Source organism: Thermosipho globiformans (assembly GCF_003990895.1).
Taxonomy (GTDB): Bacteria; Thermotogota; Thermotogae; order Thermotogales; family Fervidobacteriaceae; genus Thermosipho; species Thermosipho japonicus.
In genome coordinates, this window is record NZ_BHXD01000011.1 from 1 (window position 1) to 25,829 (window position 25,829).

Here is a 25,829-nt window from a genome sequence, read left to right on the forward strand (position 1 = left end):
TTACTCAAAAACAACGTACCTTATGTACCTAATAGATAAATGTAAATAGTTTAAAAGAGAAGTTACATGTGAATATGTATATTTAATCCTCAAAAGCCATATTATATGACTAAATATTTTTGTTTTTTTCTTTATCTCTTGCTTGACTCATTACCGGAAATCTGCTATATTTAGTATAGTTTAAATTAATTCAAATTCATTCCAGAGGCTTTCACAGCTTGTTGAAACTCCAATAGCACCATTTTCTAATAGTAGTTTTGCCTGCTCTTTTGTAGTAACAAGTCCACCTGATATTATTGGCTGAACAATTTCTTCTTTAATCTTTTTTACAAGCTCTGGTATTAAACCGGGTAAAACCTCCACAAAGTTAGCTTTGTGCTTTTTCACCTGCTCTATACCAGTTTGAAACGCTTTAGAATCAATTAAAAAAATTCTTTGGATAGCCATTAAATCCAACTTTCTTGCAAAATCAATCAAATTTGAACGTGTAGTTATTATCCCATCTGCACCTACAAATTCTTTAACCAACTTAACACTTGCTTTATCTTTTCCTATACCTTCAACAAGGTCTACATGAACAAATACAAACTTTCCGTGCTCCTTTAATTTTTTACACGCTCTTTTAATTTCAAATATATCTCCTTCAAGCAAAAACACAGAACTTGCCTGCGTACTAATTATCTTTTCAACCATCTTTAAATTACGTATAGCAGGCACAATAGGATAAATAAATGGGTGCATTACTCTTCACTCCATTTCATGGATCTCTTTACAGCTTCTTTCCATCTTGAATACAATCTTTCGCGCTCTTCCTTTGAAAGTTGAGGTTCAAAACGTTTATTTAAATTCCATGCAATTTCTTCCTTACTCTTCCACAAACCAACTGCAAGACCTGCAAGATATGCCGCACCCAAAGCTGTAGTTTCTGTAACTTCAGGTCTTTCTACAGGAACACCTAATATATCAGCTTGAAATTGCATCAAAAAGTTATTATTTGAAGCGCCACCATCTACTCTTAATGTTCCCATATTAATTCCTGCCTCTTTTGACATTACTTCCAAAACATCTCTTGTTTGATAGGCAATTGATTCAAGTACAGCTCTAACAATGTGTGCCTTTGTTGTACCACGCGTTATACCTATCAAAAGACCTCTTGCATACATATCCCAATATGGAGCACCAAGTCCAACCATTGCAGGAACAAAATACAAATCTCCAGAATCAGGAACCGATTTTGCTAAATCTTCAGTTTCTGCAGCGTTATCAATCAATTTTAAATTATCTCTAAGCCATTGCACTGCTGCACCTGCAACAAATATACTGCCTTCCAATGCGTATTCTACTTTATCATCAACACCCCAAGCAATGGTTGTTAAAAGCCCCGAATTTGAATAATAAGGAGTGTCTCCTGTATTCATTAGTATAAAGCAACCTGTTCCATATGTATTTTTCACCATACCCTTTTCAAAACAGGTTTGGCCAAAAAGTGATGCCTGTTGATCACCTGCATCTCCTGCAATTGGAATTTTACCCCCAAAAATTTCTGTATATCCATATACATAACTTGATGGCATTGGTTTAGGTAAAATCGCCCTTGGAATGTTAAGGATCTCTAAAATTTCATTATCCCAGTCCAAAGTTTTTAAATTAAACAACATAGTACGAGAGGCATTCGAATAATCAATCACATGTACCTTTCCACCGGTAAGATTCCAAATAAGCCAGCTATCAACTGTTCCAAATAATATATCTCCACGCTCTGCCTTTTCCCTTGCCCCTTCAACATTATCCAAAATCCACTTTATCTTTGTCCCCGAAAAGTATGCATCAACCACAAGCCCAGTTTTTTCCTTTATAAGTTTTTCATAACCTTTTTCCTTTAAACCATCACAAATTGATGCAGTTCTCCTGCACTGCCAAACTATAGCGTTATACACAGGTTTTCCAGTCTTTTTATCCCAAAGTATAGTTGTTTCACGTTGGTTGGTAATTCCTATCGCAGCTATATTTTCTGCTCCAACTGTTTCTACTACCTTTTTTGCTACTTCAATTTGTGAATTTAATATGTCGTATGGATCATGCTCTACCCATCCAGGTCTTGGATAAATTTGTTTATACTCTTTATTTAAACCATATACATATTCACCCTTTTCATTGAAAAGAATAGCGCGTGAACTTGTTGTACCTTGATCAAGTGCCAGTATATACACCATATCCCCCCTTGACTTATTCTAATCATTTTTTAAGAACGGTTCTTGTAGCAATAAGGTTTGCACCGGTATTTAAGAGATCCTTTACTATTATATCACCTCTTTTAATAGGTGCTTGAACTTTTAAACTTTTTATATATGAAATAGCCTCTTCTAATATTTTCTTAGGAATAGGTCTATCTGTCCTTGTCGAAACAAGATCCATAACACCATTTTCTACCTTCACACTTATTGTAAGCATCCTTTGAGGATTTGTTACCTCATTTTTTGCATATTCAAATCCTCTTGGACATCTGTTTCCTTCTACTTTTATATCATCACCTTCCACATAAACAGTAAGCTCACAACCAATAGGACATGATATACAAGTTAGTTTTTTAGTCAAGACTGCTCACCTCCACGGTGATTTTACTATCAAAGCCCTCAAAATCTTTTACAACCAAGTCTATCATCTCACTTGGTCTAATCCTCCAGTTGAATTTTCTAATTATTTTATCTGAAAATTTTAAGACAGATTTTTCCAAGCTTTTTGTAGGCCTTATATACATCTTAAATGATTGTGCCCCAGTAAACTTTTGAGGAAGCATTACTCCAACATTTTTACCTCTTACAAACTCGTATTTTACTTCCGGCAGCTTTTCTCCCAATGCATACCTTGCTGCATACATTCCAGCAATCTTTCCTTCGTCATATACAAAATCAACCAAATCATGTATAGCAACGTTATTACCTGCTGCAAAAATCCATTCAATACTTGTTCTCATGTAATCATCTACAACTGGTCCTCTATTTATCGGATCCATTTCAACAAAGTTTTCAATCAATTCATTTTGTGGAATAAGACCAACAGATGTTACTAGTGTATCAACTTTAACAACTTTTTCAGTTCCAGCAATTGGTTTTCTGTTTTCATCTACTTTTGCAATTACTACCTCAGAAAGCCTTTCTTTTCCATGAATTTCAATTACTGTGTGACTTAGCCACAACGGTATATTAAAGTCTTCAAGACATTGTACAACGTTTCTAATAAGGCCACCTGGCTCAGGCATTATTTCTACAACCCCCACAACATCCATGCCCTCTATCTTTAACCTTCTTGCCATAATAAGGCCAATGTCTCCAGAACCAACTATTAAAACCCTTTTCCCTGGAAGTCTGTTGTATATATTTACCATCTTTTGTGCAACTCCTGCTGTATAAATACCAGCAACTCTGGAACCTGGTATTCTAAGAGAATTCAAAGGCCTCTCTCTTGCTCCTGTACTCATAACAAGAGCTTTTGGTTCAAATACAATTATCCCATCTTCTGAAAGGGTAATTACTTCTCTTGTGTTAGGATTAATCTCCAAAACTGTAAAATTAGGCCTTATTACATCCTCTTTTAATTCTTCCCAGAGCCTTTCCATAAACTCTGGACCAGTAAGTTCCTCTTTAAATACATGAAGTCCAAAACCATTGTGAATACATTGGTTTAAAACCCCTCCAGTACTTCTATCTCTTTCTAGCAAAACTGTTTTCGCACCACTTTCGGTTGCAGAAATTGCTGCAGCAAGCCCTGCTGCACCTCCACCTACTATCAAAACATCTACTTTTTCCCTTCTCATGCTCTCACCTTGCCATCCATGATCCAAGAATTTTTTGAATTAAGCTTAACTTCTTCCATTGGTATATTTAGCTCCCTAGAAATTATCTCCACAATCTTCAAACTACAAAAACCTCCTTGACACCTTCCAAAAGATGCTCTTGTTCTAAACTTTACTCCATCAAGTGTTCTAGCACCCCTTCTTATAGCTTCAACAATTTCAGCTTCTGAGACATTATTACAAAAACAAACTGTTCTTCCATATCTTGGATCCTTCTTCACAAGTTCTTCCCATTCTTTTAAACTTACATCTCTTATATTGGTAATTCTCTTCCTATATGGATTAAAGTCTTTCTTTTTTGAAAGATTAATTTTTAGCTGATCCTGTAAAATATCTTCTACCACATACTTTGCAAAAGAAGGTGCTGCTGTAAGACCTGGTGATCTTATCCCTGCTACATTAACAAATCCCCAAACTTTTGTAGCAGAAATGATAAAATCTTTTTCTTTGGTTTCCGGTCTAAGACCAGCAAATGTTTTTACTGTATATGAAAGATCCACTTTTGGAACAAGTCTTTTTGATTTTTCATATACCTCTTGCAATCCTTCAGGTGTCGTACCAAGATCGTACTTCATACTCTTTGGAAGGTCTTTTGCATTTGGACCTAACAGTATTCCACCATCTACTGTTGGAACAACTAATATTCCTTTTGATTTTTTCGTTGGTGTAGGAAATACAACTGTATTCACAAGACCTTTCAATTTTTTATCAAGCAGTATATATTCACCTTTTCGTGGGAAAATTTCAAAATCACCAACGCCAGCCATCTTAGCTATTTCATCTGCAAAAAGACCTGCTGCGTTAATAACTACATCTGCTTCATATTCTCCTTTGTTGGTTATAACTTTCGACACTTTTTGATTCCTTGTTTGAATATCTAAAACTTCTTCTTCAAGGTGCAAAATTGCTCCGTTTTCAACAGCGTTTTCAATAGCTGCTATTGCAACTTCCCAAGGTTCAGTAATTCCTGCACTTTTACAATAAAGTGCTGCAATTGCTTCATCGCTTATATTCGGCTCAATCTTTTTTAACTCACTCTTTTCAAGGATTTCTAGATCATCAACTCCGTTTTTTTTGCCACGCTCTTTCAACTCTTTTAAATAATTTATATCTTCTTCTTTAAAAGCAACTACAAGAGATCCTATTCTTTCAAAATCAAAGTCAAGTTCTTTTGAAAGTTCCTCATAAAGACGGTTACCTTTTGCAGCAAATTTTGCCCTAACGCTTTGAGGTGGATCATCATATCCACCATGAACTATTGCAGAATTTGCTTTTGTCACACCCCAACCAATGTCTGGAGCTTTTTCCAAAATATGAACTTCACAATCATATTTTGAAAGTTCCCTGGCTATAAGACTACCTGAAATCCCCGCACCAATAACAAAAACTTTCATATCCACACCTCCAAACAAAAAAGCCATATGCCAGGTCTTTCTGGCATATGGCTTCTCCATTATCTCTTAAGCCTGTGCTTTATTTACTTTCACAAAGTATTATATCACAAACATGAAAAATTTTTTAAATTACTTATTTTTGTTTCTTGATTTCATATCATAGAGTAGTTTATCTGCCAATCTATAAGATTCTGAAAAATTGCTAAATTTGACTATGCCGTATGAAAAATCTAGATTAATAACCTTTATTGAAAGCTTTCTAAGTCTTTCAACAAAACTTTCAGGATCATCTAAATTAACAATTAAAGCGAACTCATCCCCACCAAGCCTTATAAATAGATCTTCTTCTCTAATATTTTCTCTGATTAATTTTGAAAATTCAACAAGAACTTTATCACCTTTATCATGCCCAAATTTATCATTTAATTTCTTAAAATCATTAAGATCAATTAGAACAAAGAAGCCTTCAATATTTGAATTATCTAGCTTTTCCAGAATGTTTCTGTTATAAGCTTTTGTCAATGGATCAATGTATCTTGAATTGGAAATTTTGTTTGTTTCAACAATCACCTTCTCAAACTCATCAGTTAGCATTAAAATCACTGAAATTGAAAGGAAAGCCGCTGCATAACCTGTCAAAAATTCTTGAAAATGATATGATCTTACATACAAAAAATAAAGGATAATATGAATATAAGAAAATACTATGAAAAATGTAGAAAAGTAAAGTCCGCTCATTTTTAAATGCAAAACATCGAAAATTACATAAAACAGGATAACAAGCATTAACATATTTGAAACTGTCGAAAACTTAGCATAATCATTTAAATTAAATGAAAAGATCGGAAAAAGGGAAGCAAAAATTACATACCAGACAAGCCATTTTGTTCTAAATCTTTTTAATTTATATTTTTCAAGAGCTGCTATATAAAATAGCGAAGAAAAATATGTGGAAATCAAAAATATCTTTTTAAAAATCAAAAAGGTAATTTCATTAAAATGAAAAGTTCTAACTTGATAATCAAATAACGCTATAGCTGTTAAAATTAAAAATAAGGCAAATAAGTCATAAGATTGACTTATCTGCTTTGCTTTTAACAAATAACCTAAAAAGAAAGATATTATCCCTGCAACAAAAGAAATTCCAATTGAAATTATGTAAAAATCGTGCCTTAGAAAATTTTGAAAGTTTTGATATCTTAAAGCATTTATTCTATCTGTCAAAAAGGGAAATCTTGGCAGTCCTGCATCGTATAAACCAAAAATTTCAATCTTTAATATATTTTTATTTGAACTTAAATTTTTTAGTGGAACAACATACGTATAACTCCAAATATTGCCAGTTTTTGTTCCAAAAGAATATATCTCTTCTCCATTAAAGTAAACTTTAAACAAATTACCAATAACTTTTGGAATGACAAGAGTATCAAAACTAGTATTATTAAATTCAGTAACATAAACGCATGTACTAGGCTCATCAAGTAAAATTTGATCTGGAACCTTTTGATTCCAGTTATTTAAAACATATTTGTCTTTTACAAAATTACCATTAATCAATATACCTAACACTACAAACGTAAAAAGTGCAATAATAAGGTTCTTAACAATCTTTTTCATATCCTCACACCATTGAACATTTTCTAAACTTTAAAGGTCAAAACAAGCGAAAACAATGTCACGTTCAAATAAAAGTTTGGGAGCCAAAACTGGCTCCCATTTTTTTGGTGCCGAGGGCGGGACTCGAACCCGCATGGGGCGTCAACCCCAGTTGATTTTGAGTCAACCGCGTCTCCCAATTCCGCCACCTCGGCATAGACTAATATCACGTTAAATATTTTAACATATAAATCTAGTATGTCAATAACCAGAAGGTTAATTACTGTGAAAAAAAGACTAAACATAATAGAAACAATTTGATTTTATTAATATGATAAAATTAGAATGAATTAATTTAAGGAGGCAAAAGGATGGCTCAAAAGTTTTGTTCATTCTGTGGAAGATCGGCTGATAAAGTAGAAAAACTTATTGCAGGACCCGGAAATGTATATATATGTAACGATTGTGTTGATATCTTTCACGACATTCTAAGCGAAGAAAAGAGAAGTTTTTCTCCAAAAAAAGACAAGAAAAATCTTCCAAAACCATCTCAAATAAAGGCTGAACTAGATAAGTATGTCATCGGGCAGGAAAGAGTTAAAAAAATCCTGTCAGTTGCCGTATATAACCACTACAAACGTGTATTTTCCGATATTGATTTTGACGATGTTGAAATAGAAAAATCAAATGTTATACTAATAGGGCCAACCGGTAGTGGTAAAACTCTTCTTGCAAGAACACTTGCAAAAATTTTAGATGTTCCGTTTGCAATTGCAGATGCAACTCCACTTACTGAGGCCGGATACGTGGGAGAAGATGTAGAAAATGTAATATTAAGACTTCTCGAAGTTACAAACTTTGATATAGAACGCGCACAATACGGTATCATTTACATCGATGAAATCGACAAAATTGCAAGGAAATCACCAAATCCATCTATTACAAGAGATGTTTCAGGTGAAGGAGTTCAGCAAGCACTATTGAAAATTGTTGAAGGAACTATTGCAAATGTTCCACCACAAGGTGGAAGAAAACATCCGTATCAAGAATTCTTAAAAGTTGATACATCAAACATCCTATTTATCGTTGGAGGAGCATTTGATGGAATTGAAGAAATAATAAAAAGAAGAATTCAAAGCAGTGCCCTTGGTTTTAATGCTCCTGTAAAGAGTAAAAAAGAAATGAGGTTGGGAGAAATTCTTTCACATGTAACTCCAGAGGATTTAGTGCAATACGGCCTCATTCCAGAATTTGTTGGAAGATTTCCTGTAATTGGAGCATTAGAAGATTTAACAGAAGATGATATGGTAAGAATATTGACTGAACCTAAAAATGCAATTTTAAAACAATACAAAAAACTATTCCTTCTTGATAACGTAGAACTCGAAGTAACCGAAGAAGCATTACGTGCAATCTCAAGAAAGGCTTTAGAGAGAGGAACCGGTGCAAGGGCACTAAAAAGCGTCTTTGAGGAAGTTATGATCGATGTAATGTTTGAACTTCCCGATCTAAATAACATTGAAAAGGTTATCGTCACTGAAGAATGTGTAACTAACAAAGAAAAACCACAGCTGGTAATGAAGGAGTCAGCATAGATGATAGTTTTAGGTATAGAAACCTCTTGTGATGAAACATCAGTTGCAATTCTCAGCGATGGAAAAATTTTAAGTAACGTAGTTTCTTCACAAATAGATATTCACAAAAAATTTGGTGGTGTCGTGCCAGAAATTGCGGCAAGACACCACCTTTCTAATCTTCCAATAGTATTTAAAAATGCTATAGATATTGCAAATATATCCCTTGATCAAATTGATTTGATCTCTGTAACATATGGCCCTGGCTTAATTGGAGCACTGCTTGTTGGAATATCCTTTGCAAAGGGACTTTCTTTAAGATTAGGCAAACCATTAATTGGTGTAAATCACATCGTTGGACATGTATTTGCAAACTACATAACATATCCACATCTTAAACCTCCGTACATTGTCTTAATGGTATCAGGAGGCCATACTGAAATTTTATTAGTTAGAGAAGACGATAAAATAGAAGTACTGGGAAAAACTGTTGATGATGCTGCAGGAGAAGCATTTGATAAAGTAGCAAGAATACTTGGACTTGGATATCCTGGTGGCCCAGAAATTGATAAATTATCCAAAAATGGTGATGAAAATAAATTTAATTTTCCAAGGCCAATGATGGATTCTAAAAACTATAACTTTAGTTTTTCTGGATTAAAAACTGCTGTGTTATACACCGTTCAAAAATTTGATAAAGACAACATCCCAAAAGAAGATATTGCCGCATCTTTTCAAAAAGCCGTTGTTGATATACTTTTAAAGAAAACATTCAAAGCTGCAAAAAATTCAAATGTAAATACCATAGTACTTGCAGGTGGAGTCGCCGCAAATTCGTATCTTAGAAAAAAAGCTCAGGAACTCTCTGAAAAGCAAAACATAAAAGTTTTAATTCCACCTCTTGAATTTTGTACAGACAATGCAGCAATGATAGCCATGGCAGGATACAAATTATATAAAAAATGTTTATCTTCAGATTTAACACTAGAAGCTGTGCCAAATCTTAAGATTTAAAAAATACCATTTCGACTATAACACCTTTATCTTTCTCAGAAAGTATAACCAATTTGTCAGAGTATCTTTTCATATTTGGAAGCCCCATTCCTGCTCCAAAACCTAATTCTCTAACATGATCCGGTGCTGTAGAAAAACCTTCCTTCATGGCAAGATCAAGATTTTCTATACCTTTTCCCTTATCCTCAACCCTTACCACAATACTATCATCTTTTATAAAACAATATATTTCTCCATCACTTCCACTATGAATTACTACATTTGCTTCAGCTTCATAAACACTAATAGCAATTTTCCTAACGAGTTTTTCATCTACACCTTTAGAAAGTAAAAACTTTTTCAAGCTTGCAGCACCTATTCCTATCTGATTTATATCATAATAATTTATCTTAAAATAAAAATCGCTCTCTTCTTTTTTTAAGTCCATTCCCAAGATTAGAGATTTTTCTGAATTTTGAAGCGCCCTTTCGCGTCTTTCATCATGAAGGTACATTATTCCTAGTTTCATTGCTACACTCTTTAATATATCATTTTTTGTAACTATTCCTACCAATCTGTGCTCATCATCTACCACCGGAAATCTTCCATATCCATACTTTTCAAATAGTTCCATTACATCCCTAAGAGTATCGTTAACATTTACAACCACAACGTTTTTTGTCATTTTTTCCTCTACAAGTGCATTTAAACTATTTGCTTCAAGACATTTTATTATATCTTCAATACTTATTATTCCAACAACTCTCTTTTTGTAATTAACAACTGGCACACCGGAAATTCTTTTGAGTCTTAGAATTTCCTTGACCTGTGCAATAGTTCTGTTTGGCAATACATAAATTACATCACTATTCATAAATTCTGAAACTTTCATATCAGAAAATATATGTTTTACTTTATCAAACAAATCCATTTATATCAAACTCCTTTTAGTTAAACTCCTTAGGGGGAAACTCCCCCTAAGGAATTATTTTACCTCAAAAATATACTTAAATATCTCTAGATCTTTTCCAAAAATCACCGTTCCATTGTTTAGTATTGTATCATATGCACTTAAACTTCTCCAAAGTTCAAAAAATTCTGGATTAGTCTTATATGCAAGTGCATAAATTCTAGTAGCGCTTGCCTCTCCGTCTCCTCTAATTTTTTCTGCTTGACTTTGCGCCTGTGCCAATATAACGGTAACATTTTTATCAGCTTCAGCTCTTATTTTTTGTGCTTCTTTTTGACCTTCTGCTCTGATTTGTGCCGCTATACTGTATCTTTCCGCTTTCATTCTCTCATATACTGCACTTACATTTTCCGAAGGTAAATCTGCATGTTTTACTCTAACATCTACTATTTCTATTCCAAAATTTTCAAGATCAGCTCTTGAAAGAGTTGTTACTTCCTTTAAAAAACTTTCCCTTTTGTCTGATATTATCTCATCAAAAGAGTGTTTTGCAAAGACATTTCTGATATTCGAGTATACTATATCATCTATCCTTGATTCAGCAAGACCAATTGTTTTCATTGTCTCAATAAATTTCTTTGCATCGACTATTTTCCATAGAGCATATGTATCAACTATCAATGTCTTTTTATCTAACGTGATAATTTTTTCTGGTTCAATATCGTATAGAAGTATTCTCTTTTCAAACTTTACAACGTTATCTACAAACGGAGTTCTAAAATGTATTCCTGGTGTTGAATATGTATTAACTATCTGTCCAAATCTTAAAACTACAGCCTGTTGAGTTTGATCAACAACAAACATTGAAAGTGTTAAAAATACAATAGCGATTAGTAAAATTACTGATATCGTTATTATTTTGGCTTTCATTTTGTATCACCACCAATCAAATCATTAACATTCAAGAGTTTTATTGTACCACTATCATCAAGAACAAAGATATTTTTTGTACTTGAAAATACAGTTTGAAGTTTTTCAATAATCAATCTTTTTTTGGTTATTTCAGGTGCTATTTCATATTCTTTTAAAACGCTCAAAAATCTCTGTGTTTCACCCTGAGCCTCAAGTATTTTCTTTTGAGCATAGGCTTCGGCTTCTCTCAAAATCTTTTCTGCTTGACCTTGGGCTTTTGGAATAACATCGTTTGCATACTTTGTCGCCTCATTTATAAACCTTTCTTTATCTTGCTTTGCATTGTTTACATCATCAAATGCAGCAACAACCTGATCTGGGGGTGCAACCTCTTGCAAGTATACCTTGTTAATTAGAATACCTGAATCGTAGCTATCTAATATCTCCTGAACTTTCTCTGCAGTCTCAAGTGCTATTTTATCCCTTTCAACAGTTAAAACATCGTCAATAGTTCTTACAGCAATTCTTTCCCTTAAAACAGACTCTGTTGTAAACCTTACCAGTTCTTTACCATTTATAACATTAAACGCAAATTTTACAGGATCTTTTATTCTATATTGTACTGCTGCTTCAACACTGATGATATTTCCATCGCCTGTTAGCATCAGCGCTTCTTCATTTACAGTTCTGTATGAAATTTTTCCATAGCTTTCAATAGTCCTAAAGCCTATCTCTTCTTTTCTAATAGTCTCAACATCTACTATTACGTGAGACTGGAATGGATAAGGAAGATGAAAATGTATACCAGGGCCTGTTGAATGTGTATATTTTCCAAAAGTTTTAATAAGTGCAACTTCAGATGGACCAACTTGATAAACACCTGTCGACAAATAAATTAAAATGATAACTGCTAGAACAAGCCAACCAATTAATTTCTTCCACATCAAACCACCTCCAAATAAATAAATGGGGGATCTATTTCCCCCATTTACTTTAAAAGCTAATAATTAAAATTCAACAAATTCATCCTTTGGAGCACCACATACAGGACATTTTTCTGGTGCTTCATCTTCTACGGTATATCCACAAACTGGACAGATATAAATTTTTTCTGCTGGATAATCCTCACCTTTTTCAACTAATTCTTTTGCTTTTTTGTACATATCCGCATGTATTTTTTCTGCCTCCAATGCAAAGTGCGTACTTCTAATGGCATCTTTTTCATCTTGAAATTCTGCAGCATTTTTATAGACTGGATACATTTCTTCAATTTCAAAAGTTTCTCCATCAATACAGCTTTGAACGTTATCCTTCATATCATCCGAAAGTTTTTTCAAAACTTTAAAATGATTCTTTGCATGAACATACTCTGCATATGCAATTGCTTTAAAAAGTTTTGAAAGCTTTAATAACCCCTTATTTTCTGCCTCTTCTGCAAATATTAAATATTTCATATGCGCCATAGATTCTCCAGCAAAAGCTGCTTCTAAAAATTGTTTTGTCATCTCACGCATATTTTTCACCTCCCCTGCGTTATTATATCATTTTTTCTCTATTAGATTCAAATCTCCAAGTTTTAAAAAGAGTTTGTCCAAATTCTTTAAAAATGCAAGTCTATTCATTCTAATATCATCTTGCTTTGTCATAACAAAAACATTATCGAAGTAATTATCTATAAATGGTCTTAATTCAATCAAGTACTTTAATGCTATATCAATGTTTAGATTATCTATTGCCTCAAGTATCTTTGGCTTTTGCTCTATGTACTTATTAAATAACTCTTTTTCTGCATCATCTAGGAACTTGGTACTATCAAATTCATATGAATCAAATTTGCTAGAAATGTTATGGACACGTTCAAATCCAGTTAGAAGATGTTGAAATTCTTCTTGATCTACAATGTTAATCAATGACTCTGCTACAAGTCTTCCATACAATGGTTTTTTCCAAAATCTTTTTACCGCTCTTGCTATATCGTATCTTGTATTTTGATTAAATAACTCATACCTTGTTTCAAAAAATTCAACAAGTTCATTTGGAATATCTTTTGAAAACAAACTTGCAGTAAATTTTGAAAGATTTTCAAGGTCAATATTGAGATTATATTTGACTATAATTTCAAATATGGTATCGGTTTTTTTCCTAAGTCCAAATGGATCTTTTGAACCAGTTGGAATATTTCCTACTAAAAAGTTTCCCACAATAGTATCAATTCTATCAGCTATTGCAACAATTGCACCTGTTAAACTTTCTGGAACATCTTTATAGTGCTCTTCTATTCCAATTGCAACTTTATAATCTTCTCCATCTTTTAGTGCATATATTCTTCCCATCGTCCCTTGAAGTTCAGGAAATTCATATACAACATTTGATGCAATATCTGCCTTACAAAGATGTGCTATTCTTAAAATCCTTACCTTATCTGAATATCCAATACTTAAATCATCACACAACTTTTCTGAAATTTTTTCAATTCTTTCAACTTTATCCATTAAAGTTCCAAGATCCTTCTGGAAAATTATATCCTTTAAAGACTCATTAAATTTCTCCAATGGTATTTTCAAATCTTTTTCATAGTAATATCTTGCATCTTCCAATCTTGCATTTACAACTTTCTCGTAACCTTTCTTTATAATCTCTATATTACCAGTTGGTGAGTCAATAAATGAAAGAAATTTATTGGTTATCTTTTCACCTTCATATACTGTAAATGACCTCTGGTGATGTTTAATGGTTGTAGTAATTAATTCCTCAGGCAGTTTTAAATACTCTTTAGAAAAACTTCCCTCAACTACTTGAGGATGCTCACAAAGTGTTACTACTTCATCTATTAACTCTTCATCTTTTAAAACACTGTAATTTGAAAGAATACCTTCCACCACTTTTTTTCTCTCATCATGCAGAGCAATAACATTTGTATCTTTGAGCTTTTTAAAATAATCATCTATTCCAGATATCTCTATAGGTTCGTCTTTAACAAATCTATGACCAAACGTCTTATTGTCCGCCTTTAAATCAAAAATTTCAAAATCCAAAACTTTTCCATTATATAACGACAAAATCCAGTGAGGGATTCTAACAAAAGAATAAGTTCCATTACCCCATCTCATCGGTTTTCTAAAACTTAATTTTGAAATAATACTTGGAATATTTTCTTTCAAAATAACGTCTGAACTTTTTCCTTCTACCTTTTTTTCTATATATACATAGTTATCTTTTATTACAACATCTTCTAATGAAGCCCCATTTGATTTTAAAAAGCCTTCAAGTGCTCTTGTAGGCTGTTTATTTTCATCATATGCAATATTTACAGAAGGCCCCCTCTTTTGGACAATTTTATCACCTTGTTTTTCATCGAGATCTTTTATATAAAATCCAAAGCGTCTTGGAGCATAAAAAACTTTCAACTCACCATATGATAAGCCTTCATCACCCAAAAGTTTTGAAATCTTTTCATTCAATTGAACCAATATGTTCTCAACTTCTGTGGTTGGGAGTTCTTCAACACCTATTTCAAAGATGTACTCTGCCATTAATTTTCACCTTCCTCAAATTCTAAAAATCTTTTTGCACATTGCATAGCCATAGTTCTTATATCTCTAATATAATTCTGTCTTTGTGCAACACTAATTGCATTCCTTGCATCAAGAAGGTTAAAGGTGTGAGAACACTTGATTAATTGCTCATATGCTGGAAGAAATAGATTATTCTTTATTAATCTATTAAACTCTTCCCTGTATAATTCGTATAATTTAAATAACTTTTCAACATCAGCCATTTCAAAGTTATAAATTGAAAATTGTTTTTCGTTTTCTAAAAAGAGCTCCTCATATTTTACATCCTTATTCCACATAACATCATAAACATTATCTACACCTTGAAGATACATGGCAATCCTTTCTAAACCGTATGTAATTTCAAGCGGTATCTTTTTCAAAGATATGCCTCCAACCTGTTGAAAATAAGTAAATTGCGTAATTTCCATTCCATCGAGCCACACTTCCCAGCCAACACCCCACGCACCAAGTGTAGGTGACTCCCAGTTATCTTCAACAAATCTTATATCATGCTCTCTAGGATTAATTCCCAATGCTTCTAGTGATTTTAAATAAAGTTCTTGAGAGTTTTCAGGGTTTGGCTTTATAATTACCTGATACTGCAAAAATCTTTGCATTCTATTTGGATTTTCTCCATACCTTCCATCTGTTGGCCTTCTACTTGGTTGAACAAATGCAACTTTCCAATCTCTGTTTCTTAAGACTCCAAAAAAGGTTGATGTATGAAATGTTCCTGCACCCATTTCCATATCATATGGCAGGTCTATAAAACAGCCATTTTGAGCCCAAAACTCATCTAATTTTTTTATCACATCTTGCAAATACACCTCATATCTCCTCCTTTATCTTCCAGGAACATATAAACTAAATGTTTTCATCAAATTATTCACCTTCATATCCTCTATATGAACAATTTTTGTCGGATGAAATGATGATCCTACACCATAAAATAGGAGATATACTTTTCCCGCCTTTCCTACAACAATATCAGCATCTGGCGGAACTATTATATCGTAATCCGTCATAATCTTTGGACTTTTAAAGTAATAAAACTTATACTTTGAAAGTCCTGGATAAATTTCTCTTGAAAAATACGTCTTTTTATCATCTTTAACCGTAACCCAGCTAGGTTCATTGCCAACTACAAAAACCATGAAATATCCAGTTCCTGGCTCATCTTCAATATTATTTAAAATGTATTCTAGATCAGCTCCAAAATTTTTTAAATAATTAACCGAAAGTATGTATTTATCCAAAACTGAATTTGGACCAAATTTACTTTCAAGATCATTTAGTTTAGCTTCGTATCCATTTAATTTGCTCTCAACAAATTTTTTCAGAGCACTATAATCATCTAAAATTTTTCTATACCTGAAAAAATTACCAAAAGCAAAAAACACTGTTATTATAAAAAGTATTACTAACCCAAATACTAAAACATAAGGCCAAATACGCTCCCGTCTTCTTTTGTGAATCATAAAATCACCTTCCTTGATTTATCGACAAGTGCTAAAGACTTTAAAAGAAAACCAATCATAATCCCAAATATAAATGTTGATGTTCCACCATAGCTTAAAAATGGAAGTGGAATTCCAGTTACTGGCATTATACCTATATTCATTCCAATATTTTCAAAAACATGAAATGTAAATGCTGATAGAATACCTACAGAAACAAGTCTCCAAAAATTATCTTTAAAATCTTTCATCTTACTAAACACTCTAATTATAATAACTAGATATGCTGCAAGGACAAGTATACTTCCTAAAAATCCAAATTGCTCACCAATTGCTGAAAAAATAAAATCCGTTTCCATCTTTGGAACATAATTACCATTTACAGCCGGAGAAATTAAATACCCTCTCCCAAGAAGCCCGCCAGAACCAACTGCATTTTTCGACATTATAACATTGTAGGCGGCTCCTTGTGCGTATTTTTCTGGGTTTAAAAACGATAATATCCTTGCTCGCTGATAGTCTTTCAAAAAGAAAAAGTATATTATTGGAATAGCACCTACTCCACTTCCAACTATGGGTAGAATATACTTAAACGATATTCCTGAAAACAAAAGCATTGTAAACCATACAAAGATATGTAATACTGACATTCCTAAATCGGGTTCCCTTAATATCAAGAATACTGGAACTACTAAAATAAGGATAGAGAAAAAAAACGATCTTAAATCTTTCTTTACAAAGATAACTGATAACATAAGTATTAACGATAATTTTGAAAGCTCTGAAGGTTGAAAAGAAAGTCCAAAAAATCTAAACCATCTTACAGAACCATATACCCTAGTCCCAAAAATCAACACAGCAGCCAGTAAAACTACAGAGATTATATATAAAGGTATCACTAATTTTTTAATCAAATTTTCTTTAAGAAAATAAACAAAAATTGCTGCTCCTATTGCCAGCAAGTCCCAGAAAAATTGTTTAACAACCAAATATTTAGATACACTGTATAAATTCAAAAGTCCAAAAACAATTAAAAAAATAACCGAAATTAAAATTATAAAGTCAAATTTTTTATTCTCCCTCATTTTATTCACCAAAGAAATTATATCATAAATTATAAAATGTATATATTTAACATTCTTTTAATAAAAGACTTATTGACAGAAAAAATATATTATGTTAAAATCTGACTTGCGAGGCGACGTGGCCAAGCGGTCAAAGGCGGGGGTCTGCAAAATCCCTATTCGTGGGTTCAAATCCCACCGTCGCCTCCAAAGTAAAGTGGGCTCGTAGCTCAGTTGGCAGAGCGTCCGGCTCATAACCGGATGGTCGGGGGTTCGATTCCTCCCGAGCCCACCAGAAGGGAGCAATAGCTCCCTTTTATTCTGAAAAGCCCGTTCCGCCTAAAAGAGGTGGGACCAAAAGACCGAGGGAGGAGGTGCAAGGATGAGAATATACGAAACAATGTTTATCATCAAACCAGATATTGCAGAAGAAGAAAGAGAAAAGCTTGCAAACGGTGTTGTAGAATTTTTGAAGGAAAAGTTAAACGCACAAATTGACAATGTAGACAGATGGGGAATAAGAAAAACAGCATATCCACTTAAGAAATACAACGAAGCAGATTATACAGTAGTATACTTCAGAGCAGACGGAGAAAAACTTAATGAGCTTGAGATGTATTTCAAAGTCAGGCCAGAATTCTTAAGATGGCAAACATTCAGAAGATTCGACTTAGAAAAGAAAGAAAGAAAAGCAGCAAAAAAAGAGGAGACGGTTGAAAATACCGAGAAGGTGGAAGAGTGAACTATAATAAGGTCGTCCTCGTTGGGCGACTGACGAGAGATCCAGAAGTCAAGCAAACAATAAACGGGACAATAGTCGCAACATTTACAATAGCAGTAAACAGAAGTAACAAGAGGGGTAATGATGAAGTAGATTTTATAAGAATAGTTACATTTAGTAGATTAGCGGAATTTGTTCAAAATTACTTGACCAAAGGTAGGCTAGTCCTCGTTGAAGGAAAACTAAGAATAAATAGATGGCAAACAAGTGACGGACAAAATAGGACTACACCAGAAATTTGGGCTGACCAAGTTACGTTTATGGACAAGAAAGATGATGTTTCAATAGTACCGGAAGCTGAGAATGAAATCGAATATGACGAGTTGTTTGATAACAATGATAATGATGAACCACCGTTTTGATCTTTGAAAAAGGGAGGTAATATAAATGAGATATAGAAGAAAGAGAAAACCAAAAGTATGTAAGTTATGTCAATCAAAGGTAGAATATGTTGACTACAAAGACGTCAAACTTCTAAGAGAATTTTTAACAGAAAAAGAAAAGATAATTCCAAGAAGAATTACCGGAAATTGTGCAAAACACCAAAGAATGGTTAAAATTGCAATTAAGAGAGCAAGACAAATGGCACTTTTACCCTATGTAAAGTATTGACAGGTTCTTTGATATAAGGTATAATAGAAACCGCAGCGAGCCAGCGTAGCTCAATTGGCAGAGCGATTGATTTGTAATCAATAGGTTGAGGGTTCGAGTCCCTCCGCTGGCTCCAAGTATAGGTGGTGAGGTGCCCGAGTGGCCAAAGGGGGCGGACTGTAAATCCGCTGGCAGAATGCCTTCGAAGGTTCGAATCCTTCCCTCACCACCAGATTTTTTTAATAGGAGGGAAGACGATGAGAATACAAGTTGCTTTGAAATGCTCCGAATGTGGAAATAAAAATTATTATACGACTCGCGAAAAAAACAAGAAGGAAAAATTAGAACTTAGAAAATATTGTCCAAAATGTAATAAACACACAAAACATGTAGAAACTAAAGCATAAAAACGCAGGGGCGTAGCTCAACTGGCAGAGCACCGGTCTCCAAAATCGGGTGTTGCGGGTTCAAGTCCTGCCGCCCCTGCCAAATTTTTTTATGGGGGAGATGCCAGATGGAAAAATTAAGAAAATTTTTTAGAGAAGTAAAGACTGAAATTAAAAAGACACATTGGCCAAATAAAAAAGAGCTTTGGGGAGCAACTGGTGTTGTTCTTGTTATTTTGTTGGTTACCGGAGTTTACTTCTTTACTCTTGACTTGATTTTCTCAGGCGCATTGAGTGCTCTATTTAAGCTTTTTTAATTTTTGAGGTGGTATAAATGAAAAAAAGATGGTATATTTTACAAACATTGGCGGGGTATGAAGCTACCGCCAAGGAGAATTTGGAAGCAAAAATAAAAGCTCAAGGACTTGAGCACGTTATTTCTAGGGTACTCTTACCTGAAGAAGTTGTTATTGATGCTTCTTCAAAATCGTCTGAAAGACACATCGTATCCTTAAATGCTAAAATTCTTGTATCAAATGGTACTTTAGTTAAAAAAGGTGACGTTTTAGCTGAAGAGCCAGCTATAAGGGTAAGAAGAGATGGCATTGTAACTGATGTAAGAAATGCCAAAAAGGTTGTTATAGAAACAGAAGATAAGAAATTTACAAAAACATATGTTATTCCTCAAAAAAATAAACCAATTACGGGACTTAAAATTGGTGGACATGTAAAGCAAGGAATGCCACTTTCTAGTGATGAAGAAATTATTTGTGAAATAGATGGAAAAATTATTCAAACTGAAAATATGAAAAGAGTTGTTGTAAGAAATTCTATTAGTGAAATAGATGTATATGTTGTTCCAAATGAAACTTTTGTCTCCACAATTAAGAAAGGAACGCAGGTAAAAACTGGTCAGATATTAGCTGAGCCAAAAAAAGTTACCGCAAAAAGTTCTGGGAGAATTGAAATTATAGATTTTCCAACAAAAAAAGAAATAAAGGTTCAAAAAGTGAAGGTTAGAAAGCTTTTCCCTGGTTATCTCTTTGTTGAAATGATAATGAATGACGAATTTTGGCACTTTGTTAGAACCGTTCCTGGAATTATAGATTTTGTTTCTTCTGGTGGTAGACCAATTCCAATTGATGATAAAGAAGCAAAGGTTCTACTAAGACTCGCTGGTGCCGAAGAAACTCCACAGGTAGAAAAAGAAAAAGAAATAAAGATTGAGTTTGATTTTGAAGTTGGAGATTCTGTAAAAATTGTTTCAGGTCCATTTGAAGGTTTTGTTGGAAGTGTCAAAGAAATTAATCCGGAGCATAACGAATTGAAAGTTTCTGTTACCATTTTTGGTAGAGAAACACCAGTCACTGTTCATACCAGTGAAGTTGAAAAAGTTTGATATATTTGTTACCAAGTGGGAGGGTTAACCCTATAACCACAAGAAGGAGGTTGTATTATGGCAAAAAAGGTAGTTGCACAAGTAAGATTGCAACTTGAAGCAGGAAAAGCTACTCCTGCACCACCAGTTGGTCCTGCATTAGGTCAACGTGGTGTAAACTTAATGGAATTCTGTAAAAAGTTTAACGCAGCAACTGCTGATAAAGCAGGTATGATAATTCCAGTAATTATTACAGTATACGAAGATAGGTCATTTACATTTATTACAAAAACACCACCAGCATCATTCTTGTTGAAAAAAGCTGCAAAAGTAAACTCTGGTTCTCAAGAACCAAAGAGAAAGATGGTAGGAAAAGTAACAAGAGAACAAATTAAAGAAATTGCAGAAATCAAAATGAAAGATTTAAACGCAAATGATATTGAAGCGGCCATGAAGATAATTGAAGGAACCGCAAAAAGTATGGGAATTGAGGTTGTAGACTAATAAATTTTAGGAAGGAGGAGGCAAAATGCCGAAGCACTCCAAAAGGTATAATGAGGTAAGAAAACTTGTAGACAGAAGCAAAGACTATGACTTAAACGAGGCAATCGATCTTGCTAAAAAAGTTGCAACAGCTAAATTTGATGAAACAGTTGAGCTCCACATAAAAACAAACATCGATTACAGAAAATCCGACCAACAAATTAGAAGTACTATTTCATTGCCACATGGTACTGGTAAAGAAGTTAAGGTTTTGGTATTTGCAACTGGTGAAAAGGCTGAAGAAGCAAAAGCAGCAGGTGCTGATTATGTTGGTGCAGAAGATTTAGTTGAAAAGATACAAAAAGAAAACTTCTTGGATTTTGACGTTGCAATAGCAACACCAGATATGATGAGAGTAATAGGTAAACTAGGTAAAATTCTTGGTCCAAGAGGCTTAATGCCAAACCCAAAAGCTGGTACAGTTACAAACGACGTTGCTTCAGCAGTAAAAGAATTCAAAAAAGGTAGAATGGAAGTTAGAACCGATAAAACCGGAAACTTACATATTCCAGTTGGTAAGGCATCCTTTGACAACGAAAAGTTAAAAGAAAATATAAAATCAGCATACGAACAAATATTGAATTTAAAACCAGCAGGAGTTAAAGGTAACTTTATAAAGAAAGTTGTTCTCTCAACAACAATGGGACCTGGTATAAAAGTTGATCCTGCAACATTAACACAATAAAGCAAAAAATCTCCCTTTCAAATGAAAGGGAGATTTTTTTACTTATATCTATTACTTATATCTACTAAAAATAAATGTTTTAGCATTTATATAATTTTTAATTATCAATAAAAAATGCTCCATAGAATGGAGCATTTTTCATATAATTTTGATTTAACTTTCATTTTCATTTTGGAGCGGGCGACGGGATTTGAACCCGCGACCTCCTGCTTGGCAAGCAGGCGCTCTACCACTGAGCTACACCCGCATACTTCCTTCTTGGTGCGAGAGGTGGGACTTGAACCCACACGGGCGCGAGCCCACTGGATTCTAAGTCCAGCGCGTCTGCCAATTCCGCCACTCTCGCCCCTCTGGTGACCCGGGCGGGATTCGAACCCGCGGCCCCCTGATTAAAAGTCAGGTGCTCTACCTGCTGAGCTACCAGGTCAACCGTCACAAGCCGATTAAAATAATACCATATACTTTATGTTCTGTCAAGTTTCTACAAAACTACAAAAGTAAATTATTCTTTAATTTTTGTTTTTATCTTTGTACATCCTTTCATCTGCTATTCTAATAGCATCTTCAAGTCCTTTATCCAACATACAATAGCCAATTGATACTCCGACATTCACATCTTTATCTTGTATATTAATATTTCTTGATACATGTTCTTTAATTCTTTGAATTAATTTTTCTAGACCTTCTCTAGTTGAATTTACTAAAATTATAAACTCATCTCCGCCATACCTTATTATTAGATCGTCACTTTTCACTGTATTTTTTAATCTCCTTGAAATTATTCTTAATACTTCATCGCCAACAAGGTGGCCAAAACTATCATTAACTTCTTTAAAATTATCCAAATCCAAAAAGATCAAGTAATTATATTTACTATTATCAATATAATCTAAAACTCCTCTATTGTATAAACCTGTTAGTAAATCAATATTTTTTTCTTCTAATCTTTCTTTAACCCTTAAAATATTCAAAATTGGTTTTGATAATTCTTCAGTAATTATTTCAAAAAGCATTTTATCAATCTTTTTCAGTCTTTTTTTTCTATACCAATCAACATTTAAAATTGCATAGACTTCACCGTTATAAACCAATGGAATACCGCACCACGATTTTGTATCTATACCTTTAACTTCTTTCCAATACTTCATTTTCAAAACATCAGAAATAAAGTAATAGCGTTTTTTAAAAATAATTTGATTGAGATTATACGGTGTATTATTTTGAAAAAATTCTCCCAAAATCTCAAGCGGCTTATCATCCAAATTATAGTTCCAAACAATAAATCTCCACTTTTTTTCTTTTGGAGTTAAAAGAAGAGACCAAGCTTGAGCTTCTAAAATCTCAACTATAAACTCAAATATTTCCTTTAAAGTATCTATAGTATCATCTTTATCGTCATATCTATTAAAAATCTTATACACTCTATACAAAAAATTCTTTTCAAAAGCCTTTTTACATGAAAAATCAAAACATCCAACTTTTTTCAAAACTCTTAAATTTCTCCAAAAATAGAGAAATAAAATTAGCAAAAAAAATGCTAAAATAACAACAAAATATATCATTTTTTACTCCTTTTTATTTATCTAGCAAATCTTTATATACTCCTGGACTTGAATCTGGAATTTCAATTGCTCCAACTGCTTTCTTATAATATTCAACAGGTCCCGCATCCCCAATTATAGCGTATGCATATCCTACATTCATCATATCCTGTAACGCTCTTAAAAGCAAAGTTTTGCCAATACCTTTCTTTCTATATTCTTTTAATACACCGGTTGGTCCAAAAAAACCTCTTGATGTCGTATCATAACAAGCAAAACCAACAATATCTTTACTTTCTTTTTCATATGCAATAAAAACGGATATTGGATTTTTTGAAAATGCAACATCAACTTCACTTGCCCAAAGTTTTCCAAAGTTTTTTAAAGTCCACTCAACCACATGAATCTTTTCAGGACCAATAGGTCTTTTTATAAGAATATTTTCTGGTAAATCGTAACTAAAATCCAAATCATATAATTTGACAATTAAATCCGACATGTGTTCACCTCATTTCTATATTCATATTATATAACAAATTATGTTAAAATTAAAAAAATGATAAAAAAGGGGGATTAATATGCATTTATCTATGATTGTTGTTACAGACATGTTTGGGGGATTTGCCACCTCTGAATACGATAGAATAGATTGGGGATCTAAAGAAGACAAAGCACATTTTAGAGAGATTACAACAAAGATAGGAACGGTAATAATGGGTCGAAAAACGTACGAAAGTATTGGTTTTCCACTAAAAGATCGCCTAAATATCGTTCTTACAAGTAAAAATTATAAAAATTCAGAAAATCTTATTTTCTTAAATGAATCACCAGTTCAAGTAATAAGATTTTTAGAAAAAAATAAAATTAATGAAGCTGCAGTTATTGGTGGTAAATCAGTATTCAAGCAATTTTTTCCATACATTGATAAAATTTACATTACAATTGAACCAATTACTCTTGAAAATGCAGAAAAACTTTCTTTTTCATATCAACAATTTAAATTAATTTCAACTAATATTTTAAATGAGAAAGGAACTATTCTCCTGGAATATTCAAAATTATAATGAAAATCTTTACTTCTTAGTTGCCATTTTTCTATAATAATGATAACATAATTTTGATAAATATATTATTTTTAAAATATACGTGAGGTAAAAATGAAAAAACTTTTCTTTTCTATTCTTATATTTACATTATTATTCCTTTTTCTAAACCAAATAGTTAAAGTAGACGGTATACCATTAAATGATATTAACTTTCCATATACTACACTTAGTAAACCTTCGACAATAAGTTTGTCAACTACTATTAAAGTTGACAAGTTTTATAATTATCTTTTCTTTGGAAAGGTTTCCGCAAGCAAGATCAAAATTTTTGTAGAAAATGATGAAATATTTGATCTTGGATCAGTTTCAGGAAACTTATGGCCTAAAGCAATTGTTGTAAAAATCCCAGAAAAATTTAACAATCAAAAGGTAAATTTAAAAGTCGTTTTTTTTGGAACCTACGATATCGGCATACATTATACTCCAGTTTTAACAGATCAAAAAACTGCCAACCTTCATGAAACATTAATCAAAGTCTTCAGACAAGATTTCTATATCTTTTCACAAGGGATAACACTTATTGTTGGAATAATTTTGATCCTGTCATCTTTTAAACTAGAAAAAAACATTGAAGGATCTATTTTCTACACAGGGCTTTCTTCAATTTTTACATTTTTGATGTTATTCGACTTTCAATTTAGAACTTATTCAGGGGATATCTCAACATTCATATTCTTTAGAAAAATATTCATATCTTCTGGAATACTTGCCCTCTGTTTTAACATTATAGGTTTTAATTCCTTTTTAAACAAAAACAAAAAAATATTCTTAGTACCAACATCTATTTTATTGTCCATATTCTTTGCGTTTAACTCTTTGAGTTTATTCAATCTTTTAAGTAGTATTTTAAATGTTTACATAATAATTCTGTCTGTATTTATTTTTTATTTGGTATATAAAAACAAACTTAAAATGTTTTACTTTAGTACAAACTTTCTCATTTTATCAATTTTGCAGACAATATATCTTCTTTTTTCAAAAACATCCAGTGAAATTATGCTTCCATATGGTGTTGTAATCTTTAGAACTGGAATAAGCTTAATTTTAATAAGAAAGTTTGAAGAAATTGTAAAAGAAAAAGAAAACCTAAAAGGACTTACGGTCATAGATCCAATGACTCAACTTTTTAATCGTAATATAATTGAAAATGTTCCAAACAAAGGAAAGCTAATTTTAATAGATTTAGATAACTTTAAAAAATTAAATGATACTCTCGGTCACCAGTTTGGAGACAAAATTTTAAAAGAATTTGCAGATATTTTAAAAGAAAACACAAGATCAACAGATTATGTTATAAGACTCGGGGGAGATGAATTTGCTATAGTTACTGACACAAAAAACCCAGAAGAATTGGTTAACAGGATTAGAAAAATTTCAATTAATAAGCTAAAGTTAGATTTTTCATATGGAATTTCCAACAATTTAAACTTTGATAAAGCATATAGTGTTGCAGATAAAAGGTTATACACAATGAAGAATGAAAAAAAGAAGATAAAAAAGTAACCCCC

At 32.8% G+C, this 25,829-nt stretch carries 28 protein-coding genes and 9 tRNA genes; 17 read left to right on the plus strand and 20 right to left on the minus strand.

Features of this window, described 5'->3' with window-relative positions; genetic code table 11:
* Positions 1-180: 180 nt before the first annotated feature.
* The 7 genes from EO083_RS07785 to EO083_RS07815 all read right to left on the minus strand — a co-directional run bounded on the left by EO083_RS07785 (position 181) and on the right by EO083_RS07815 (position 7,058).
* Positions 181-741 (minus strand): glycerol-3-phosphate responsive antiterminator, encoded by a 561-nt coding sequence (locus tag EO083_RS07785; protein WP_126993597.1) that lies wholly within the window; start codon positions 739-741, stop codon positions 181-183.
* Positions 741-2,210, minus strand: a complete 1,470-nt coding sequence (glpK, locus tag EO083_RS07790) for a glycerol kinase GlpK (RefSeq protein WP_444545708.1) — start codon at positions 2,208-2,210, stop codon at positions 741-743. The genes EO083_RS07785 and glpK overlap by 1 nt, the downstream gene beginning before the upstream one ends.
* A gap of 25 nt (positions 2,211-2,235) precedes the next feature.
* Positions 2,236-2,595, minus strand: a complete 360-nt coding sequence (locus tag EO083_RS07795) for a DUF1667 domain-containing protein (RefSeq protein WP_126993599.1) — start codon at positions 2,593-2,595, stop codon at positions 2,236-2,238.
* A complete protein-coding gene (locus EO083_RS07800) occupies positions 2,588-3,814 on the minus strand; it encodes an NAD(P)/FAD-dependent oxidoreductase (RefSeq protein WP_126993600.1) in 1,227 nt (408 codons plus the stop codon). The genes EO083_RS07795 and EO083_RS07800 overlap by 8 nt, the downstream gene beginning before the upstream one ends.
* Positions 3,811-5,247 (minus strand): NAD(P)/FAD-dependent oxidoreductase, encoded by a 1,437-nt coding sequence (locus tag EO083_RS07805; RefSeq protein ID WP_126993601.1) that lies wholly within the window; start codon positions 5,245-5,247, stop codon positions 3,811-3,813. The genes EO083_RS07800 and EO083_RS07805 overlap by 4 nt, the downstream gene beginning before the upstream one ends.
* A gap of 129 nt (positions 5,248-5,376) precedes the next feature.
* Complete coding sequence (locus tag EO083_RS07810; protein ID WP_126993602.1) at positions 5,377-6,864, minus strand: GGDEF domain-containing protein; 1,488 nt, start codon at positions 6,862-6,864, stop codon at positions 5,377-5,379.
* Positions 6,865-6,969: 105 nt separating this feature from the next.
* A tRNA-Leu gene (locus EO083_RS07815) sits at positions 6,970-7,058 on the minus strand.
* 156 nt (positions 7,059-7,214) lie between these two features.
* On the opposite strand from EO083_RS07815, the gene clpX reads away from it, so the two are divergent.
* On the plus strand, positions 7,215-8,438 hold the full coding sequence (clpX, locus tag EO083_RS07820) for an ATP-dependent Clp protease ATP-binding subunit ClpX (protein WP_126993603.1): 1,224 nt from the start codon (positions 7,215-7,217) through the stop codon (positions 8,436-8,438).
* Positions 8,439-9,431 (plus strand): tRNA (adenosine(37)-N6)-threonylcarbamoyltransferase complex transferase subunit TsaD, encoded by a 993-nt coding sequence (tsaD, locus tag EO083_RS07825; protein WP_126993604.1) that lies wholly within the window; start codon positions 8,439-8,441, stop codon positions 9,429-9,431.
* On the opposite strand, the gene EO083_RS07830 is transcribed toward tsaD, so the two are convergent.
* From EO083_RS07830 to rodA, 8 genes are all read right to left on the minus strand, one after another.
* Entirely contained in the window at positions 9,421-10,341 is a 921-nt protein-coding gene (locus EO083_RS07830; protein WP_126993605.1) for a CBS domain-containing protein, read from the minus strand. The two genes, tsaD and EO083_RS07830, sit on opposite strands and share 11 nt — an antisense overlap.
* Positions 10,342-10,395: 54 nt before the next feature.
* Positions 10,396-11,250: a protease modulator HflC gene (gene hflC / locus EO083_RS07835; protein ID WP_126993606.1), complete on the minus strand. Its 855-nt coding sequence runs from the start codon at positions 11,248-11,250 to the stop codon at positions 10,396-10,398.
* Complete coding sequence (hflK, locus tag EO083_RS07840) at positions 11,247-12,176, minus strand: FtsH protease activity modulator HflK (RefSeq protein ID WP_126993607.1); 930 nt, start codon at positions 12,174-12,176, stop codon at positions 11,247-11,249. Before hflK ends, hflC begins: the two co-directional genes overlap by 4 nt.
* Positions 12,177-12,239: 63 nt before the next feature.
* The gene (locus tag EO083_RS07845) at positions 12,240-12,746 is read right to left on the minus strand and encodes a rubrerythrin family protein (protein WP_126993608.1); all 507 of its coding nucleotides are present in this window, start codon (positions 12,744-12,746) and stop codon (positions 12,240-12,242) included.
* A 27-nt stretch (positions 12,747-12,773) separates the two neighbouring features.
* A complete protein-coding gene (glyS, locus tag EO083_RS07850; protein ID WP_126993609.1) occupies positions 12,774-14,765 on the minus strand; it encodes a glycine--tRNA ligase subunit beta in 1,992 nt (663 codons plus the stop codon).
* The gene (locus EO083_RS07855) at positions 14,765-15,616 is read right to left on the minus strand and encodes a glycine--tRNA ligase subunit alpha (RefSeq protein ID WP_126993610.1); all 852 of its coding nucleotides are present in this window, start codon (positions 15,614-15,616) and stop codon (positions 14,765-14,767) included. The genes glyS and EO083_RS07855 overlap by 1 nt, the downstream gene beginning before the upstream one ends.
* A gap of 15 nt (positions 15,617-15,631) precedes the next feature.
* Positions 15,632-16,267, minus strand: a complete 636-nt coding sequence (locus EO083_RS07860) for a hypothetical protein (RefSeq protein WP_126993612.1) — start codon at positions 16,265-16,267, stop codon at positions 15,632-15,634.
* Entirely contained in the window at positions 16,264-17,331 is a 1,068-nt protein-coding gene (rodA, locus tag EO083_RS07865; RefSeq protein ID WP_126993614.1) for a rod shape-determining protein RodA, read from the minus strand. The genes EO083_RS07860 and rodA overlap by 4 nt, the downstream gene beginning before the upstream one ends.
* A gap of 112 nt (positions 17,332-17,443) precedes the next feature.
* Between rodA and EO083_RS07870 the strand changes: the two genes are divergently transcribed.
* The 13 genes from EO083_RS07870 (at position 17,444) to rplA (ending at position 21,674) form a co-directional block, all read left to right on the plus strand.
* Positions 17,444-17,520: transfer RNA gene (locus EO083_RS07870), tRNA-Cys, on the plus strand.
* Positions 17,521-17,529: 9 nt separating this feature from the next.
* Positions 17,530-17,605: transfer RNA gene (locus EO083_RS07875), tRNA-Met, on the plus strand.
* An 87-nt stretch (positions 17,606-17,692) separates the two neighbouring features.
* Positions 17,693-18,052 carry a 30S ribosomal protein S6 gene (gene rpsF / locus EO083_RS07880; protein WP_126993616.1) on the plus strand — a complete coding sequence of 120 codons (360 nt, stop codon included), beginning with the start codon at positions 17,693-17,695 and terminating at the stop codon, positions 18,050-18,052.
* Positions 18,049-18,453, plus strand: coding sequence for a single-stranded DNA-binding protein (locus tag EO083_RS07885; RefSeq protein WP_126993618.1), 405 nt, complete (start codon positions 18,049-18,051; stop codon positions 18,451-18,453). Before rpsF ends, EO083_RS07885 begins: the two co-directional genes overlap by 4 nt.
* A gap of 25 nt (positions 18,454-18,478) precedes the next feature.
* Complete coding sequence (rpsR, locus tag EO083_RS07890; RefSeq protein ID WP_114702926.1) at positions 18,479-18,703, plus strand: 30S ribosomal protein S18; 225 nt, start codon at positions 18,479-18,481, stop codon at positions 18,701-18,703.
* A gap of 39 nt (positions 18,704-18,742) precedes the next feature.
* Positions 18,743-18,818: transfer RNA gene (locus EO083_RS07895), tRNA-Thr, on the plus strand.
* A gap of 9 nt (positions 18,819-18,827) precedes the next feature.
* Positions 18,828-18,914, plus strand: a tRNA-Tyr gene (locus tag EO083_RS07900).
* A 25-nt stretch (positions 18,915-18,939) separates the two neighbouring features.
* Positions 18,940-19,089 carry a 50S ribosomal protein L33 gene (rpmG, locus tag EO083_RS07905; RefSeq protein WP_004104464.1) on the plus strand — a complete coding sequence of 50 codons (150 nt, stop codon included), beginning with the start codon at positions 18,940-18,942 and terminating at the stop codon, positions 19,087-19,089.
* Between the two features lie 6 nt (positions 19,090-19,095).
* Positions 19,096-19,171 (plus strand) — tRNA-Trp (locus EO083_RS07910).
* 25 nt (positions 19,172-19,196) lie between these two features.
* Complete coding sequence (gene secE, locus EO083_RS07915) at positions 19,197-19,385, plus strand: preprotein translocase subunit SecE (protein WP_126993620.1); 189 nt, start codon at positions 19,197-19,199, stop codon at positions 19,383-19,385.
* A 17-nt stretch (positions 19,386-19,402) separates the two neighbouring features.
* A complete protein-coding gene (locus EO083_RS07920; RefSeq protein ID WP_126993622.1) occupies positions 19,403-20,467 on the plus strand; it encodes a transcription termination/antitermination NusG family protein in 1,065 nt (354 codons plus the stop codon).
* A gap of 57 nt (positions 20,468-20,524) precedes the next feature.
* Positions 20,525-20,950 (plus strand): 50S ribosomal protein L11, encoded by a 426-nt coding sequence (rplK, locus tag EO083_RS07925; RefSeq protein ID WP_126993624.1) that lies wholly within the window; start codon positions 20,525-20,527, stop codon positions 20,948-20,950.
* A gap of 25 nt (positions 20,951-20,975) precedes the next feature.
* A complete protein-coding gene (gene rplA, locus EO083_RS07930; RefSeq protein WP_126993626.1) occupies positions 20,976-21,674 on the plus strand; it encodes a 50S ribosomal protein L1 in 699 nt (232 codons plus the stop codon).
* A gap of 172 nt (positions 21,675-21,846) precedes the next feature.
* Here the strand turns inward: rplA and EO083_RS07935 are convergent.
* The 5 genes from EO083_RS07935 to EO083_RS07955 all read right to left on the minus strand — a co-directional run bounded on the left by EO083_RS07935 (position 21,847) and on the right by EO083_RS07955 (position 23,714).
* A tRNA-Gly gene (locus EO083_RS07935) sits at positions 21,847-21,921 on the minus strand.
* A gap of 12 nt (positions 21,922-21,933) precedes the next feature.
* Positions 21,934-22,020 (minus strand) — tRNA-Leu (locus EO083_RS07940).
* A gap of 5 nt (positions 22,021-22,025) precedes the next feature.
* Positions 22,026-22,101, minus strand: a tRNA-Lys gene (locus EO083_RS07945).
* 82 nt (positions 22,102-22,183) lie between these two features.
* Positions 22,184-23,236, minus strand: a complete 1,053-nt coding sequence (locus EO083_RS07950) for a sensor domain-containing diguanylate cyclase (protein ID WP_126993628.1) — start codon at positions 23,234-23,236, stop codon at positions 22,184-22,186.
* Positions 23,237-23,249: 13 nt separating this feature from the next.
* Positions 23,250-23,714 (minus strand): GNAT family N-acetyltransferase, encoded by a 465-nt coding sequence (locus EO083_RS07955; protein ID WP_126993630.1) that lies wholly within the window; start codon positions 23,712-23,714, stop codon positions 23,250-23,252.
* Positions 23,715-23,793: 79 nt separating this feature from the next.
* Here EO083_RS07955 and EO083_RS07960 point away from each other — a divergent pair, with 79 nt between their 5' ends.
* The gene (locus EO083_RS07960; RefSeq protein ID WP_126993632.1) at positions 23,794-24,279 is read left to right on the plus strand and encodes a dihydrofolate reductase; all 486 of its coding nucleotides are present in this window, start codon (positions 23,794-23,796) and stop codon (positions 24,277-24,279) included.
* A gap of 93 nt (positions 24,280-24,372) precedes the next feature.
* Entirely contained in the window at positions 24,373-25,824 is a 1,452-nt protein-coding gene (locus EO083_RS07965) for a GGDEF domain-containing protein (RefSeq protein ID WP_126993634.1), read from the plus strand.
* The last annotated feature ends 5 nt before the right edge of the window (positions 25,825-25,829 follow it).

Bases quoted from the DNA above. Each gene is read 5' to 3' on its own strand.
- EO083_RS07810 (WP_126993602.1), bottom strand. From the start codon at position 6,864: ATGAAAAAGATTGTTAAGAACCTTATTATTGCACTTTTTACGTTTGTA.
- EO083_RS07955 (WP_126993630.1), bottom strand. From the start codon at position 23,714: ATGTCGGATTTAATTGTCAAATTATATGATTTGGATTTTAGTTACGAT.
- EO083_RS07960 (WP_126993632.1), top strand. From the start codon at position 23,794: ATGCATTTATCTATGATTGTTGTTACAGACATGTTTGGGGGATTTGCC.
- rpsF (WP_126993616.1), top strand. From the start codon at position 17,693: ATGAGAATATACGAAACAATGTTTATCATCAAACCAGATATTGCAGAA.
- rpmG (WP_004104464.1), top strand. From the start codon at position 18,940: ATGAGAATACAAGTTGCTTTGAAATGCTCCGAATGTGGAAATAAAAAT.
- hflC (WP_126993606.1), bottom strand. From the start codon at position 11,250: ATGAAAGCCAAAATAATAACGATATCAGTAATTTTACTAATCGCTATT.
- rplK (WP_126993624.1), top strand. From the start codon at position 20,525: ATGGCAAAAAAGGTAGTTGCACAAGTAAGATTGCAACTTGAAGCAGGA.
- tsaD (WP_126993604.1), top strand. From the start codon at position 8,439: ATGATAGTTTTAGGTATAGAAACCTCTTGTGATGAAACATCAGTTGCA.
- EO083_RS07845 (WP_126993608.1), bottom strand. From the start codon at position 12,746: ATGCGTGAGATGACAAAACAATTTTTAGAAGCAGCTTTTGCTGGAGAA.
- EO083_RS07965 (WP_126993634.1), top strand. From the start codon at position 24,373: ATGAAAAAACTTTTCTTTTCTATTCTTATATTTACATTATTATTCCTT.
- EO083_RS07860 (WP_126993612.1), bottom strand. From the start codon at position 16,267: ATGATTCACAAAAGAAGACGGGAGCGTATTTGGCCTTATGTTTTAGTA.
- glyS (WP_126993609.1), bottom strand. From the start codon at position 14,765: ATGGCAGAGTACATCTTTGAAATAGGTGTTGAAGAACTCCCAACCACA.
- EO083_RS07800 (WP_126993600.1), bottom strand. From the start codon at position 3,814: ATGAGAAGGGAAAAAGTAGATGTTTTGATAGTAGGTGGAGGTGCAGCA.
- secE (WP_126993620.1), top strand. From the start codon at position 19,197: ATGGAAAAATTAAGAAAATTTTTTAGAGAAGTAAAGACTGAAATTAAA.
- EO083_RS07920 (WP_126993622.1), top strand. From the start codon at position 19,403: ATGAAAAAAAGATGGTATATTTTACAAACATTGGCGGGGTATGAAGCT.
- rodA (WP_126993614.1), bottom strand. From the start codon at position 17,331: ATGAGGGAGAATAAAAAATTTGACTTTATAATTTTAATTTCGGTTATT.
- rplA (WP_126993626.1), top strand. From the start codon at position 20,976: ATGCCGAAGCACTCCAAAAGGTATAATGAGGTAAGAAAACTTGTAGAC.
- clpX (WP_126993603.1), top strand. From the start codon at position 7,215: ATGGCTCAAAAGTTTTGTTCATTCTGTGGAAGATCGGCTGATAAAGTA.
- EO083_RS07830 (WP_126993605.1), bottom strand. From the start codon at position 10,341: ATGGATTTGTTTGATAAAGTAAAACATATATTTTCTGATATGAAAGTT.
- EO083_RS07805 (WP_126993601.1), bottom strand. From the start codon at position 5,247: ATGAAAGTTTTTGTTATTGGTGCGGGGATTTCAGGTAGTCTTATAGCC.
- EO083_RS07785 (WP_126993597.1), bottom strand. From the start codon at position 741: ATGCACCCATTTATTTATCCTATTGTGCCTGCTATACGTAATTTAAAG.
- EO083_RS07950 (WP_126993628.1), bottom strand. From the start codon at position 23,236: ATGATATATTTTGTTGTTATTTTAGCATTTTTTTTGCTAATTTTATTT.
- rpsR (WP_114702926.1), top strand. From the start codon at position 18,479: ATGAGATATAGAAGAAAGAGAAAACCAAAAGTATGTAAGTTATGTCAA.
- hflK (WP_126993607.1), bottom strand. From the start codon at position 12,176: ATGTGGAAGAAATTAATTGGTTGGCTTGTTCTAGCAGTTATCATTTTA.